The sequence below is a fragment of the Saccharothrix hoggarensis genome (assembly GCF_042678885.1).
In the GTDB taxonomy this organism is placed as follows: domain Bacteria; phylum Actinomycetota; class Actinomycetes; order Mycobacteriales; family Pseudonocardiaceae; genus Actinosynnema; species Actinosynnema hoggarensis.
In genome coordinates, this window is the sequence record NZ_JBHTLK010000010.1 from 25,255 (window position 1) to 39,584 (window position 14,330).

A 14,330-nucleotide genomic window follows, 5' to 3' on the forward strand; every position below is an offset into this window, starting at 1 on the left:
CCGCCGGGTCGCGGTTCAGTTCGGCAGTTCCCGGATCTCCATCTCCAGCACGTCGATCTCGTCGCTGATGGCCTCGTCCAGCATGCGGTCGAGCAGGTCGGAGCAGTCCGTCGACGTGACGCCGAACCGCGGCACCTGTTCCCACCACACGGCCGGGTTGTTCCAGAACGAGCCGGAGCCCTGGTCGACACCCTCCAGGCACCTGAGCCGGGGGTCGTCGTCCGGCAGCCGCCGCACGTAGTCGATGAACCGGGCCAGCGCCGCCGGCTCGCTCACCGGCACCGCGCCGTACCCGCGCAGGCAGTCTTCGAGTTCCGTCAGGAACTCCTCTTTGAACGTCACGTCGCCACCCCCGCTTCCCCCGCGCCGTTGCGGGTGAGGAGGACTCACGTCCTGGAACGACCACGGTACCGCCGCGAGGTCACGCGGGAATTACTGCCAACGGGCGGTTCCGGGAGAAGATCTGCGACGTCCCGCGCGCCGATGGGCGAGACCGTCCACAGTGGACCATCACTCCGAACGGAGGCGCGCCAGGAAGCTGAACCGGTCACCCCGGTAGAGCGAACGGACCCGTTCGACCGGTTCGCCAACGTTGTCATGGGACACGCGGTGGAGCAGGAGCATCGGCAGCGCCGGGTTCGTGCCGATCAGCAACGCCTCGCGCGGCGTGGCCAGCACGGTCTCCACCCGCTCCTCCGCCTCGGCGAACACCACGCCGAGGCGGTCCCGCAGGCACGCGCACAGCGACGTCGTCGGGTCGAACACCTCCAGCAGCGTCGGGAAGCGCGCCGCCGACAGGTACGTCGACTCGAGCCCGATCCGCTCCCCGTCGGCGAGCAGCACCTGTTCGAGGTGGATGACCGGGTCGCCCCGGTCCACCCCCAGGTCCCGCGACAGCACGTCGTCGGCGGGCAGGTGCTCGACGGTGATCACGCTGCGCGCCGGGTCGACGCCCTGCCGGCGCAGCCCTTCCGCGCAGCTCACCAGGGAGAGCGGCTGCACCAGCTTGGGCGGCGCGACGAACGTGCCGCTGCCCTGCCGGCGTTGCAGCTTCCCCTCCAGCACCAGCTCGCCGACGGCCTGCCGCAGCGTCACCCGCGACACCGAGAACCGCTCGGCCAGCTCCCGCTCCGACGGGAGCGCCGTGCCCTCGCCGAGCGCGTCGATCAACCACAGCAGTTCCGTCTTCACCGCGTAGTAACGGGGAATGCGGCCGTGTTCGGGGATACCGGCGCGGACCGGCCCGTCCGCGCGGTAGTGGGGCACGTAATGCGAGGCATGCACGCCGCGAGCCTACGGCGCGGTCCGGGCCGGTCAGACCGCTATCGGAGTGGGTCCGGGATCACGACGCGATCTTCGGCGGGTCCGGGATGGCGTAACCGGACTGCCCCACGTTGGCCTCCAGCGATTTGCGCCACTCGCCGGAATCGATCATCTTCTGAACGGCGGCGGTCACTTTCGCCTTGCTGGTGGGATCGCCCTTGCGCATGCCGATCCCGTACTCCTCGCGGCTGAACGGTTTGTTGACGACCCGCAGCAGCTCGGGGTTTTGCGCGGCGTACCCGGCGAGGATCACGTCGTCGGTCGTCATGGCGTCCACCTGCTCGGCGAGCAGCGCGGTGACGCAGTCGCTGAAATTCGGGTATTCCACGAGTTCCACGGCCTGCGCGAACTGGTCCTTCACGTACTGCGCCGAGGTGGTGTTGTCCACCGAACAGAGCTTCAGGCCGCCCGAGTTGAGCGATTCGGGGCCGCTGATGCGCTCATCGGTCAACCGGACCAGCAGGTCCTGGCCCGCCACGAAATACGGACCGACGAAGTCGATGACCTCCTTGCGCTTGTCCGTGATCGAGTAGCTCGACACGACGAGGTCGACGGCGCCGGTGGTCAGCAGCTTCTCCCGTTCCGACGGGGTCGCCTCGGTGAACTTGATGCCGGTGTCCTCGACGCCCAGCTCCTTCGCCACATAGCGGGCCACGTCGACGTCGAAACCTTTGTAGGTGCCGTCCAAACGGCGCACCCCAAGTCCGGGTTGGTCGTACGCCACGGCGATGGTCAGCTCGTTGGAGCTGTCCGCCTTGCCGGCGACGGTCGTGTCGTCACCGGTGGAGCACGACGCGAGGACAAGCGAGGCGGAACACGCCACGACGAGGGCGCGTAGGGATGCCAGAGCCATTCTTCCCCTTTTCGGGAGCTTCCTCGGGTTGCCGGGAACCTAAGCGGCCGAAGGGAGCCCGTCCATAGCCACATGGAAGATAGGGGCCACAGGATCGTTCAAGGGTGACGGTTGTGTATCGAGACCGTGACCGGGCTAACGCGGCCCGCCGGGAGACCGCAGCCGCCGCGGACCGGTGTCGTGCCGGGACGGCGGCGGACCCAGCGTCACCGTCGCGCTGCTGACGTACGCGCCGGCGGCGCTGGCCAGCACCGGCTCCAGCGAGAGCTGCCGCACCTCCGGCACGTCCTCGGCCAGCGCCGCGAGCCGCAGCACGAGATCCTGCAGCGCGGGCAGGTCGGCCGGCTCGTCGCCCTGGTAGCCCGCGAGCAGCGGCGCGGCCTTGGGCGCGCGCACCAGCGCCGCCGCGTCCGCGTCGGTCAGCGGCACCGCCCGGTACGCCCGGTCGCCGAGCAGGTCGCTGACCAGCCCCGACAGCCCGAACGACACCAGCGTGCCGAACGACGGGTCGTCCTGCAGGCCCAGGACGCAGGAGATGCCCTTGGGCGCCATGCGCTGCACGTACACGTCCCGCCGGTCCGACATCTCGGCGAGCATGTCGTACGCGCTGCGCACGGCCTCCTCGCCGGACAGGTCCAGCCGCACGCCGACCAGGTCGGCCCGGTGGCGCAGCCGGTCGTCGGTCGACTTCATGGCCACCGGGTAGCCCAGTTCGTCGGCCGCGCGCACGGCCTCGTCCGGCGACCGCACCACGCGGAACGGCACGACCTGGACGCCGTAGCACGCGAGCAGCCGCACGGTCGTCTCGTCGTCGAGCCGCCGTTCCCCCTCCGACACCTGGGACGCCACGATCGCGTGCGCCGTCTCGGAGTCGATGCCCTCGGGCCGGATGAACGTGCCCTGGGGGGCCGACCGCCACCGCGCGTAGCGGGTCACCCGCGCCAACGCGAGCACAGCGCGCTCCGGGCTCGGGTACGACGGCACGGAACCCCGTCCGGGCGCGCCGCCGGGACCGGGCACGGCCAGTTCGGCCGGCACGCCCTCCACGGCCAGGAACGTCGAGGCGATCGGCTTGGTCCGCCCGCCCTGCTCCACGACGTCGCGCAACGCGCGGGCGAACGTCGCGCCGGGCACGGCCAGCGGCGGCACGAACACCACCACGAGCGCGTCCGCCTCGGGGTTCTCCAGCGCCGCCTTCACCGCCGCGGCGAACGCCTCCGGCCCGGCCTGCGCGCCCACGTCCACCGGGTCGCCCGCCAGCTCCAGTCCCTGCGCGAGCGCCGTGTCGGCGGCCAGCAGCCCGATCGCGGTCGAGTTGCCCACCACGGCGACCCGCGGCCCGGCCGGCAGCGGCTGGTGGGCCAGCAGCAGGGCGGTGTCGAACAGCTGGGCCAGCGACTCCACCCGGATCACGCCCGCCTGCTCGAACAACGCCTGCACGCTCGACTCGTCCACCGGCACGGACGTGGCCGCCAGCGCGGGCGTCACGGCGTGCCGGCCCGACTTCACCGCGACGATCGGCTTGCTGCGGCCGAGCCGGCGGGCGAGGCGGGCGAACTTGCGCGGGTTGCCGAACGACTCCAGGTACAGCAGCACGACGTCCGTGGCCGGGTCGGTCTCCCAGTACTGGAGCAGGTCGTTGCCGGACACGTCGGACCGGTTGCCCGCGGACACGAACGTGGACAGGCCGAGGCCCCGTTCGGCGGCGGTGGCGAGGATCGCCGTGCCGAGCGCGCCGGACTGGCAGAAGAAGCCCGTGCGGCCCCGGACCGGCAGCTTCGGCGCGAGGGTGGCGTTCAGCCGCACGCCCGCGTCGGTGTTCAGCACGCCCAACGCGTTCGGGCCGACGACGCGCATGCCGTGCGCGCGGGCCTCGGCGGCGAGCCTGCGTTCCGCGCTCAACCCGCCCGGACCCGTCTCGCCGAACCCGGACGTGACCACGACCAGCGCCTTCACGCCCTTCGCGAGGCAGGCGTCCATGACCTCGTCGACGCCGGCGGCGGGCACCGCCACCACGGCCAGGTCCACGTCGTCGGGGATCGCCAGCACCGACGGGTACGCGCGCACCCCGCGCACCGACCGGTGCTCGGCGTTCACCGGGTACACCGGCCCGGCGAAGTCGCCGGTCAGCAGGTTCGTCAGCACCGCGTTGCCGATCTTGGTCTGGTCCGTGGACGCGCCGATGACGGCGATCGACCTCGGGTGCAGGAGGTTGTGCACGCTGCGCGCCTCGGCGGCCTGCTCGCGGGCGCGGGCCACCTCCACCGACTCCTCGGTCGGGTCGATGTCGAACTCCAGGTGCACCACGCCCTCCTCGAACGCGCGGCTCACGCTGTAGCCCGCGTCCCGGAAGATCCGCACCATCTGGCCGTTCTCCGCCAGCACCTCGGCGGTGAACCGGCTCAGTCCCCGTTCCCGGGCGGCCGCGGCGAGGTGTTCCAGCAGGATCGAGCCGAGGCCGCGGCCCTGGTGGGCGTCCTCGACCACGAACGCGACCTCGGCCGAGCTGCCCTCGCCGAGCCGGTCGTAGCGGCCGACGGCCACGATGTCGTCGCCGAGCAGCGCCGTGAACGCCACCCGGTCGGCGTGGTCGACCGTGCTGAACCGCTCCACGTCCCGCTTCGGCATCCGCGGGTAGGGGCCGAAGTAGCGGTAGTAGCGGGTGCGCTCGGACAGCCTGCCGTGGAACGCGAGCAGCTTCTCCGCGTCGTCCGGGGTGATCGGCCGCAGGTGGACCGTGCCGCCGTCGCTGAGCACGACGTCGGCCTCCCAGTGCCTCGGGTAGTCGAACGGGTCCACGGTCAGTCCCTCGGGTCGTCGGGGTCCAGGCCGTGCAGCGGGAACACGGCGCGCCGGGTGTCGCGGACCGCCAGGTCGAGCGGGGTGTCCGTCTCGCCGCCCCACGGCTGGAACGCGGTGTCCGCGCCGTCGCCCATCGACGTCGGCAGCGGCCAGTTCGGCGCGAGGGACGTGGCGTGCGCGACCCAGTCGGCGGGCAGCGGGGTGTTCGGGTCCACGTCCCGGTCGAGCACGGTGGCCAGCAGGTGCGTCCAGCTCCGCGGCACGACGCGCAGCAGCTCGTACCCGCCGCCGCCCAGCGCCAGCCACCGGCCGCTCGCGGTCTCCTCGGCCAGCTCGCGCAGGCGCCGGTAGATCGCCCGGTGGCCGTCCACCGTCAGCGCCAGGTCGGCCAGCGGGTCCTCGCGGTGCGTGTCCACGCCGCACTGGGTGACCAGGACCTGGGGCCGGAACGCCCGCAGCAGCGCCGGCACGGTCGCCTCGAACGCGCGCAGCCAGCCCCGGTCGTCCGTGCCGGGCGGGAGCGCCAGGTTCACGCTCGTGCCCTCCGCGCCCGCGCCGCCCAGCTCGTCGGGCCGCCCGGTGCCCGGCCACAGGCTCAGCGGGCTCTGGTGCACCGACACCGTGAGCACGCGCGGGTCGTCGTAGAACGCGGCCTGCACGCCGTCGCCGTGGTGGACGTCCGTGTCGAGGTAGGCGATCCGCTCGACGCCGTGGTCCAGCAGCCACGAGATCGCCACCGCGCAGTCGTTGTAGACGCAGAACCCGGCCGCGTGGTCGCGCATGGCGTGGTGCAGCCCGCCCGCGATGCTCACCGCCCGGTCCGCCTCCCCCGACGCGATCCGGCGCGCCGCCGCCAGCGAACCGCCCACGACCAGCGCGGACGCCTCGTGCATGCGGGAGAACACGGGGTTGTCGGCCGTGCCGAGGCCGTGGCCGACGTCCCAGCCGGCCATCGGCGCGGCGCGCACCGCGTTCAGGTACGACTCCTCGTGCACGCGCTCGATCTCGGCGTCCGGCGCGGGGTCGGGCGCGATGAGGTCCACGCCGTCCAGCACGCCCAGCGCGGTCGCCAACCGGACCGTCAGGTCCAGCCGGACCGGGTTCAACGGGTGGTCCCCGCCCAGGTCGTAGCCGAGGAAGGACTCGTCCCAGACGACAGCGGCTGCCTTGCCCATGTCCGGCAACCTAACCCACCGGGACGCGCTCGGTGTGATCACAGCTTGGTCGCCCCGGGCGAGCGGACGTCGCGGGTGGACTTAGAGTCTGCCGAGACGACGCGGGCCAGGATTGCGGCCATCGAGGATGGAACCCCGCACGTCGGAACGGGGTCATAGAGGACATGCACCTGCGACGAGTCTCCGCCCTGACCACCGTGCTGGCCGTGGCGCTCACGCTCGGCCTCTCGGCGTGCGCCACCAAGGTCGTCGGCAGCCCGGTCGCCGCGGCGGGCGGCTCGACCGGTGAGAAGTCGACCTCCGGCAAGCCGTCCTCCACCAAGACGTCCAGCAAGCCGAGCGCCAGCAAGTCCGGCACGCCGAAGACGACCGAGGCGGACAAGCCGTCGGGCGACGTCAAGATCACGACGAAGAAGAAGACCGAGGGCTTCGAGGACTGCGACCTCCTCACGCCCGAGGACGTGGCCGCCGCGCTCGGTGCGGCGAAGGGCGGCGAGAAGGGCTGCGTGCAGAGCACGGAGGACCCGATCGCGGTCGTGCTGTTCATGGTCACGTTCGCCGAGTACGAGGGCGAGGCGCGGACCATCGAGATCGGCGGCAACACCGCGTACGAGGTCAAGGAGAAGAGCGGCGACTGCACCGTGCTCGTCATGCTGACCGACGACCCGGAGGAGATCACCCCCGCGTTCGTGGCCACGGTGACGCCGATCGACGAGTTCGAGCCGTGCGAGGCAGCGCTGAAGCTGGCGACCAAGGGCTTCGAGAAGATCCCCAACGCTTGAGTTTGGCCGCTGCTCCGCAGACGGCGGCTCGGCCGCTGTGTCGTTGGTGCCGCCTCCGGCGTCACGGCTCGGCCGCCGGGAAGTCGGCAGCTCGCGACCCATCCCACGGCGATCGAAAAGCGTGATCGCCGCGCGATGGGCCACGAACCACCGACGCGGCCTCGCACCGGTGGGCGCGTTGGGGCGCTTGCCGGGGCGGAGCGGTGGCGGTTGGACCTGGTCAGGTGGGGTTGGGTCCGGTGGCGGCGGGGCGGGTCGGGTCGGACGACCACTGTGACCACGAGCCCGCGTAGAGCGGGGCCGGCGCGTCCGGGGTCCTGAGGCCCGCCACCTCCAGCGCCAGGACCACCGACGACGCGGTGACGCCCGAGCCGCAGTAGGCCGCGACCGGGTGGTCCGGCGAGACGCCGATCGACCGGAACCGCTCCGCGAGCGCCGCGGCCGGCAGCCAGCGACCACCCTCGGTGTGGCCCGAGGTCGGCGCGTTCAGCGCCCCCGGGATGTGGCCCGCGCGCGGGTCGACCGGCTCCGTCTCGCCCCGGTACCGCTCGGGGGCACGGGCGTCGAGCAGCACTCCGGACGCGGTGAACGCGGCGGCCTCGTCGGCGGTCAGCACGGGCATCGCGCCGGGCCGCACGACGACGTCGCCGGGAACAGGTGCGGGCGCCTCCGCGTTGACCGGACGGCCCTCCGCGGTCCACGCCGCGTAGCCGCCGTCGAGGACCGCCACCTCCGGGTGGCCGGCCCACCGCAACAGCCACCACGCGCGGGCCGCGACCGAGCCGTCACCACCGTCGTACGCCACGACCGGGTGACCTCGGCGGACACCGGCGGCGCGCAGCACGGCCTGCAGGGCGGCCGGGTCCGGCAGCGGGTGCCGGCCACCGGCTCCGGGCGGCGACGACAGCTCGGTGTCGAGGTCGACGTACACGGCGCCGGGAACGTGCGCGACCTCGTAGTCTTGACGTCCCGGCGGTCCGCCCAGTCGCCAGCGGACGTCGAGCACGACCGGGGGTTCCGCGCCGCTCAGCGCGGAGGCCAGGGCTTCGGTGCTGATCAGTGGATGCACGGCACCATCCTGCACCCGTGACCGGCCGACTAGCATTGACGCCATACGAAGGGGAGCGGGTGTGAACGAGCTCATCGACACTACCGAGATGTACCTCCGCACGATCTACGAGCTCGAAGAAGAGGGCGTGGTGCCCCTGCGCGCGCGGATCGCCGAGCGGCTGGCGCAGAGCGGTCCGACGGTCAGCCAGACCGTGGGCCGGATGGAACGCGACGGTCTCGTCATCGTGGCGGACGACCGCCACCTGGAGCTGACCGAGCAGGGCCGCAACCTCGCCATCGCGGTCATGCGCAAGCACCGGCTCGCCGAGCGGCTGCTGGTCGACATCATCGGCCTGGAGTGGGAGCACGTGCACAGCGAGGCGTGCCGCTGGGAGCACGTCATGAGCGAGGCCGTCGAGCGCAAGCTGGTGAAGCTCCTCGGCAACCCCACCACCTCGCCCTACGGCAACCCGATCCCCGGTCTGGACAAGTTGGGCGACGGCGAGCCGGCCCCGGCCGCCGAGGCGGACCTCGTGCGCGTCGACGAGGTGGCCCGGCGCGGCGGCGGTCGCGTCGAGGTGCGCCGGATCGCCGAGCACGTGCAGCTGGACCCCGACCTGATGGCCGAGCTGAAGGCCGCCGGCGTGGTGCCGGGCGGCACGGTCGAGATCGACTCGCTCGGCGGCGCGAAGGTCATCCAGGTGCGCGGCAACGGCACGGTCGCCGAGCTGGACCCGGCGGTGGCGCACGCCGTCCTGGTGCAGGCGCGGTGAGCCCGGCGCGACGCGCGTCAGCCGCGTTCACCCGGTTGCACGGCGTCGCGCCCGCGGGCGTCTGGTCCGCACCCGGTCGGGTGAACCTGATCGGGGAGCACACCGACTACAACGACGGTTTCGTGCTGCCGTTCGCGTTGCCGCACCGGACGGCGGTGGCCGCGTCGCCCCGTGACGACGGCATGCTGCACGTGGCGACCGTCGGTGACGACGGCGCCGTGCAGCAGGCGTCGCCGGTCGCCGTGGCCGAGCTGGAACCGGGCGCGTCGACCGGCTGGTCCGCCTACCCGGCGGGCGTGGCGTGGGTGCTGCGCGGGCAGGGCGTGACCGGCGGCGCGAACCTCGTGATCGCCGGTGACGTGCCGGCGGGCGCGGGCCTGTCCTCGTCGCACGCGCTGGAGTGCGCGGTGGCGCTCGCGCTGCTCGGGCTCGCCGACCGTCCCGCCGACGACCTGCCGCAGATCGCGCGGTGGGTGCAGCGCGCGGAGAACGACTTCGTCGGCGCGCCCACCGGGTTGCTCGACCAGACCGCGTCGCTGTGCTGCACCGAGGCGCACGTGCTGTTCCTCGACGTGCGGTCGTTCAAGGCCGGGCAGGTGCCGTTCGACGCGGCCGAGCACGGCCTCGAAGTGCTGGTGGTCGACACGCGGGCCAGCCACTCCCACACCGACGGCGGCTACGGCGCGCGTCGGGCGGGCTGCGAGCGGGCGGCTTCGATCCTCGGCGTGCCCGCGTTGCGGGACGTCGACGTGAGCGAGCTGGACGGCGCGCTTGCCCGGCTGCCGGAGGAGCTGCGCCCGCTGGTGCGGCACGTGGTTACGGAGAACGAGCGGGTGCTGGACTCCGTCGAGCTGCTGCGCGCCGGCCGGCTGGCCGAGCTGGGGCCGCTGCTCGACGCGTCGCACGCGTCGCTGCGCGACGACTACGAGGTGTCGGCGCCGGAACTGGACGTCGCCGTGGACGCCGCCAAGGCGGCGGGCGCGCTGGGCGCGCGCATGGTCGGCGGCGGCTTCGGCGGTTCGGCGATCGCGCTGGTGCCGGTGGACCGGCACGACGACGTGGCGCGCCGGGTCTTCGCGGCCTTCGCGCGGCGCGGGTGGACGACACCGAGGATCTTCACGGCCGTGCCCTCGGCGGGCGCGGGCCGTGACAATTGATGGTCGGCTAGAGAGCGGGGTTGCAGGGTGAAGTTGCTCGTCACGGGCGGTGCCGGGTACGTGGGCAGCGTGTGCGCGGCCACGTTGGCCGAGTCGGGGCACGAGGTGGTCGTGCTGGACGACCTGTCCACCGGGCACGCGGACGCGGTGCCGGACGGCGTCCGGCTGGTCGAGGCGGGCATCGACGAGGCGATCGGCGGCGTGCTGGCCGAGGGCTTCGACGGCGTCCTGCACTTCGCCGCCAAGTCGCTGGTCGGCGAGTCCATGCAGGACCCGGCGAAGTACTGGCACGGCAACGTGGTCACGTCGCTGCGGCTGCTGGACGCCATGCGCGAGCACGGCACCCCCCGCCTGGTGTTCTCCTCCACCGCCGCGACGTACGGCGAGCCGGAGGAGGTGCCGATCGCGGAGACCGCGCCCACCCGTCCCACGAACACCTACGGCGCGACGAAGCTCGCGATCGACCACGCCATCACCTCGTACGCGGCCGCGCACGGCCTGGCCGCCGTGTCGCTGCGGTACTTCAACGTGGCCGGCGCGTACGGCCGGTACGGCGAGCGGCACGGGGTCGAGACGCACCTCATCCCGATCGTCCTGCAGGTCGCGCTGGGCCAGCGCGAACGCGTGCAGGTCTACGGCGACGACTGGCCGACCGAGGACGGCACGTGCGTCCGCGACTACATCCACGTCCTCGACCTGGCCGACGCGCACCTGCGCGCGCTGGAGCACGCGACCGCCGGTCAGCACAAGATCTACAACCTGGGCAACGGCCTCGGCTTCTCGGTGAAGCAGGTCATCGACGCGTGCCGCGAGGTGACCGGGCACCCGATCCCGGCGGACGTGGCCCCGCGCCGCGCCGGCGACCCGGCGTCCCTGGTGGCCGGAAGCGAGCGCGCCCGCGCCGAGCTGGGCTGGAAGCCCGAGCGCGTGGACATGGTCGGCATCGTGCGCGACGCGTGGGACTTCACCAGGTCACGACAGGGGGCGTGATGGCAGGCGGGATCACCGAGGCCGGCTTCGGCGACCTGACCGCCTACGCCGGGATGCCGCGGATCTCCTCGCTGGCGCTGTCCCCGGACGGCACCCGGCTCGTCACCTCGGTGGCGACGCTCGCGCCGGACGGCAAGACGTGGCAGGGAGCGCTGTGGGAGGTCGACCCCTCCGGCGAGCGCCCCGCGCGGCGGCTGACCCGCGGCGCGAAGGGCGCGTCGGCTCCCGCCTTCACGCCGGACGGCTCGCTGCTGTTCGTGTCGTCGCGGCCCGACCCGGACGCCGGGCCGGCGGAGAGCAAGGTGGCCAAGGACAAGGCGGCGCTGTGGCTGCTGCCCGCCACCGGTGAGGCGCGGCAGCTGTGCCGCCCCGCCGGCGGCGTGGCGGAGTTCGCGGTGGCGCGGGAGTCGGGCACGGTGCTGATCGCGTCGGGCGCGCACCCGACCGCCGAGTTCGGCGAGCAGGACGAGGAGCTGCGCAAGGCGCGCGAGGACGCCGGGGTGACCGCGATCCTGCACGAGTCGTACCCCGTGCGGTACTGGGACGCGGACCTCGGCCCGAGCTTCCCGCGGCTGCTCGCGACCACGTCGCCGGTCGGCGCGGACAGCGAGCGCGTCGACCCGGCGTCGGACCTGGTGGACCTGACGCCCAGCGCCGCCGCGCGGCTGGACGGCTCCCCCGCCATCAGCCCGGACGGGCGGTGGGTCGTGCACACCGAGAAGGTGCCGGTGAGCGCGTCCTACGGCACGCGCACCCGGTTCCGGCTGACGTCCGCGGACGGCGCCGTGGACCGCGTGCCGGCCGACCGCGAGGGCCACTCGTTCCAGCAGCCGACGTTCCTGCCGGACTCGTCGGGCGTGGTGGCCGTGCGGTCGCTCGACTCGACGGCCGACCGGCCGTGGACGCGCACGCTGGTGCGCATCGACCTGGCCGGCGAGGTCGAGGACCTGGCGGTGGACTTCCCCGAGGAGCCTGAGCACCCGGTGGTGAGCCCGGACGGCGCGTCGGTGTACTTCACCAGCAGCCACCGGGGGCACCAGCCGATCTGGAAGCTCGACCTGGCGTCCGGCGAGGTGGTCAAGCTGACCGCGTCCGGCGCCTACACGGACGTGCGGGTGAGCCCGGACAGCGCCTGGGTGTACGCCCTGCGCAACGCCTGGGACCACCCGCCGCAGCCCGTGCGGCTGTCCGCGTCCGGGGCGGACCAGGAGGCCGTCGCCCTGCCCGCCCCCGGTGCGGTCGAGTCGCTGCCGGGGACGTTGACCGAGGTCGACACGGTGGTCGAGGACGGTCGGACGGTGCGCGCGTGGCTGGTGCTGCCGGCGGGCGCGTCGGCCGAGCGCCCGGCGCCGTTGTTGTTGTGGGTGCACGGCGGTCCTCTCATGAGTTGGAGCGGGTGGAGCTGGCGCTGGAACCCGTGGCTGATGGCCGCGCGCGGGTACGCCGTGCTGCTGCCCGACCCGGCGCTGTCGATCGGGTACGGGCACGACTTCGTGCGCGCCGGGTGGGGTGCGTGGGGCGGCAAGCCGTACACGGACCTGGTGGCGATCACCGACGTGGCCGTGCGGCGGGACGACGTGGACGAGTCGCGGACGGCCGCCATGGGCGGGTCGTTCGGCGGGTACATGGCGAACTGGATCGCGACGCAGACCGACCGGTTCAAGGCGATCGTGACGCACGCGTCGTTGTGGCACCTGGACGCGTTCACCGGGACCACGGACGACGCGTACTACTGGATTCGCGAGATGGGCGACCCCCTTCGGGCGCAGGAGCGGGTGCGGGCGTACTCGCCGCACCTGCGGGTGGCGGACATCAAGACGCCGATGCTCGTGATCCACGGCGACAAGGACTACCGGGTCCCGGTCACCGAGGGGCAGCGGCTCTACTTCGACCTCGTGCGGCACGGGGTGCCGGCGAAGTTCCTGTACTTCCCCACCGAGGGCCACTGGATCCTGACGCCCGGCAACGCCAAGGTCTGGTACGAGACGATCTTCGCGTTCCTGGCGGAGCACGTGCTCGGCGAGCCCTGGCAGCGCCCGGAACTCGTCTAGGGACCACCAGCCAGCCGACCTCCCAACACCCGCCACCCGCCACCCGGCGTTCAGCACCCAGCAGCGGTACTCGACGCCAGGTGGTGGGTTGGCCGGCGGTCGGGTTGGGCCGCCAGCCAGGTTGAGCCGGCCGCCGTTCGGGTCCGGTTGGGCCGGTGGTGGGTTGGGCCGGCGGTCCGGGTTGTTCTGGGGCTGCCGCGGGTCCCCCAGGACTCGGTGGTGGGTGGGTCAAGGGCTGGGCGGGGTGGTCCAGGTGGCTCCCGCCGCGTGTTCGGCCAGTTCTCGCAGTTGTTCCGGCGGTAGACCGGTGTTCAGGGCGGCCCGCAGGAGTTCCGTCAACCGGTGCCCCGGGTGGGCTTCCTCGGCTCGCTCCAAGGCGAGCGACGCCAAGGTTCCCTGCCCCCGGATGTACGCCGAGAACGCCAACAGGGTGGCCGGTTCGGCGCGCTCCGGCGCGGGACTGGCCCGGGTCAGTTCCGTCCACAGGACCTCGGCGCCCAGCGCGTGCTCGCCCACGCAGTAGCCGAGGCTGGCATCGCGCGTCCACGGGTTCGACAGGGCGTGCGCCAGGTCCGCCACCTCGTCGTCGGTGAGCGAACGCTTGCGCCCCGCCGCACGCACCACCTCGGCGTGGATCAGGTCGAGGTGGCTCGGCGGCACGGCGCCGTCCGCCACGGGCGGGGCGTTGGCGGCACGTCGGTTCAGCAGGGCGGCCCGGCGGGACAGGGCTTCGGGCGGGTCGGGGGCGAGCAGCTCGGCCATGGCCTCGCGGCTGGCGTGGGTGACGAAGCCGTCCGCGGCCGACGCCGCCGCCAACGCGGTGCTCGTCGGGTCGGTGACGGTGCCGTGCGTGCCCGCGTCGTGGTAGTCGAACCACGCCTCCCCCTTCACGACGGCACGGGTCCACACCGCCAGCACCAACGGGACGCGCGCGGCGTGCAGGGCGTCGTCCACCTCGTCGACCACGGCGGCGTGCGGCAGGTGCTCGGGCGGGTCGCCGGAGCCGCCGCCGACCACGACGACGACCGCGGTGGCGTCACGGCACCGCGCCAGCGGCCCGGCGATCAGCTTGGCCACGCGGCCCGGCCGCGCCGGCGACGGCAGGTCGACGCGCAGGCCCATCGCCACGTCACCGGCCCGCAGCACGAGCACGACCAGCGAGTCGGCCGGGTGGAAGCCGAGCAGGTGCGGCACGGCGGCGATCACGTTCCCGGCGTCCACGAGGCGCGCGGCGGGCGGGGGTGGCGGCGGGGGCAGGAGCTTCGTCATGGGTTCGACTGTGGCGAACGGCGGCGAAGCGGGCCAGGGGCGTACCCGGATCTGTGGACAACTCGCGAACGGTCGCCCCCGGCGAACCGAGGGCGACCGTCGTCG

General features: G+C 73.3%; 12 protein-coding genes. 5 read left to right on the forward strand and 7 right to left on the reverse strand.

The features are described from left to right. Positions 1-15 precede the first annotated feature (15 nt). The 5 genes from ACFQ3T_RS03970 to ACFQ3T_RS03990 form a co-directional block, all read right to left on the reverse strand. Complete coding sequence (locus tag ACFQ3T_RS03970) at positions 16-342, reverse strand: hypothetical protein (protein WP_380719852.1); 327 nt, start codon at positions 340-342, stop codon at positions 16-18. Between the two features lie 168 nt (positions 343-510). After that, complete coding sequence (locus tag ACFQ3T_RS03975; protein ID WP_380719854.1) at positions 511-1,284, reverse strand: GntR family transcriptional regulator; 774 nt, start codon at positions 1,282-1,284, stop codon at positions 511-513. 58 nt (positions 1,285-1,342) lie between these two features. After that, positions 1,343-2,047 (reverse strand): glutamate ABC transporter substrate-binding protein, encoded by a 705-nt coding sequence (locus tag ACFQ3T_RS03980; protein WP_380719856.1) that lies wholly within the window; start codon positions 2,045-2,047, stop codon positions 1,343-1,345. Between the two features lie 264 nt (positions 2,048-2,311). Further along, on the reverse strand, positions 2,312-4,975 hold the full coding sequence (locus ACFQ3T_RS03985; protein ID WP_380719857.1) for a bifunctional acetate--CoA ligase family protein/GNAT family N-acetyltransferase: 2,664 nt from the start codon (positions 4,973-4,975) through the stop codon (positions 2,312-2,314). Between the two features lie 2 nt (positions 4,976-4,977). Further along, entirely contained in the window at positions 4,978-6,153 is a 1,176-nt protein-coding gene (locus ACFQ3T_RS03990; RefSeq protein WP_380719859.1) for an acetoin utilization protein AcuC, read from the reverse strand. A gap of 164 nt (positions 6,154-6,317) precedes the next feature. Here ACFQ3T_RS03990 and ACFQ3T_RS03995 point away from each other — a divergent pair, with 164 nt between their 5' ends. Then, a complete protein-coding gene (locus ACFQ3T_RS03995) occupies positions 6,318-6,935 on the forward strand; it encodes a DUF3558 family protein (protein ID WP_380719861.1) in 618 nt (205 codons plus the stop codon). A 220-nt stretch (positions 6,936-7,155) separates the two neighbouring features. Here the strand turns inward: ACFQ3T_RS03995 and ACFQ3T_RS04000 are convergent, their stop codons facing one another. After that, a complete protein-coding gene (locus ACFQ3T_RS04000; RefSeq protein WP_380719862.1) occupies positions 7,156-8,004 on the reverse strand; it encodes a sulfurtransferase in 849 nt (282 codons plus the stop codon). Between the two features lie 61 nt (positions 8,005-8,065). Between ACFQ3T_RS04000 and ACFQ3T_RS04005 the strand changes: the two genes are divergently transcribed. Genes ACFQ3T_RS04005 through ACFQ3T_RS04020 form a run of 4 tightly spaced genes read left to right on the forward strand, consistent with a single transcriptional unit; the run spans position 8,066 to position 12,956 of the window. After that, on the forward strand, positions 8,066-8,758 hold the full coding sequence (locus ACFQ3T_RS04005; protein WP_380719864.1) for a metal-dependent transcriptional regulator: 693 nt from the start codon (positions 8,066-8,068) through the stop codon (positions 8,756-8,758). Beyond that, entirely contained in the window at positions 8,755-9,915 is a 1,161-nt protein-coding gene (galK, locus tag ACFQ3T_RS04010) for a galactokinase (RefSeq protein ID WP_380719866.1), read from the forward strand. The genes ACFQ3T_RS04005 and galK overlap by 4 nt, the downstream gene beginning before the upstream one ends. 27 nt (positions 9,916-9,942) lie before the next feature. Next, positions 9,943-10,905 (forward strand): UDP-glucose 4-epimerase GalE, encoded by a 963-nt coding sequence (galE, locus tag ACFQ3T_RS04015; RefSeq protein ID WP_380719869.1) that lies wholly within the window; start codon positions 9,943-9,945, stop codon positions 10,903-10,905. Next, positions 10,905-12,956 (forward strand): S9 family peptidase, encoded by a 2,052-nt coding sequence (locus ACFQ3T_RS04020; protein ID WP_380719871.1) that lies wholly within the window; start codon positions 10,905-10,907, stop codon positions 12,954-12,956. Before galE ends, ACFQ3T_RS04020 begins: the two co-directional genes overlap by 1 nt. Before the next feature lie 228 nt (positions 12,957-13,184). Here ACFQ3T_RS04020 and ACFQ3T_RS04025 read toward each other — a convergent pair whose 3' ends face one another. Further along, on the reverse strand, positions 13,185-14,225 hold the full coding sequence (locus ACFQ3T_RS04025; protein ID WP_380719873.1) for a DUF4192 domain-containing protein: 1,041 nt from the start codon (positions 14,223-14,225) through the stop codon (positions 13,185-13,187). Positions 14,226-14,330 lie beyond the last annotated feature (105 nt).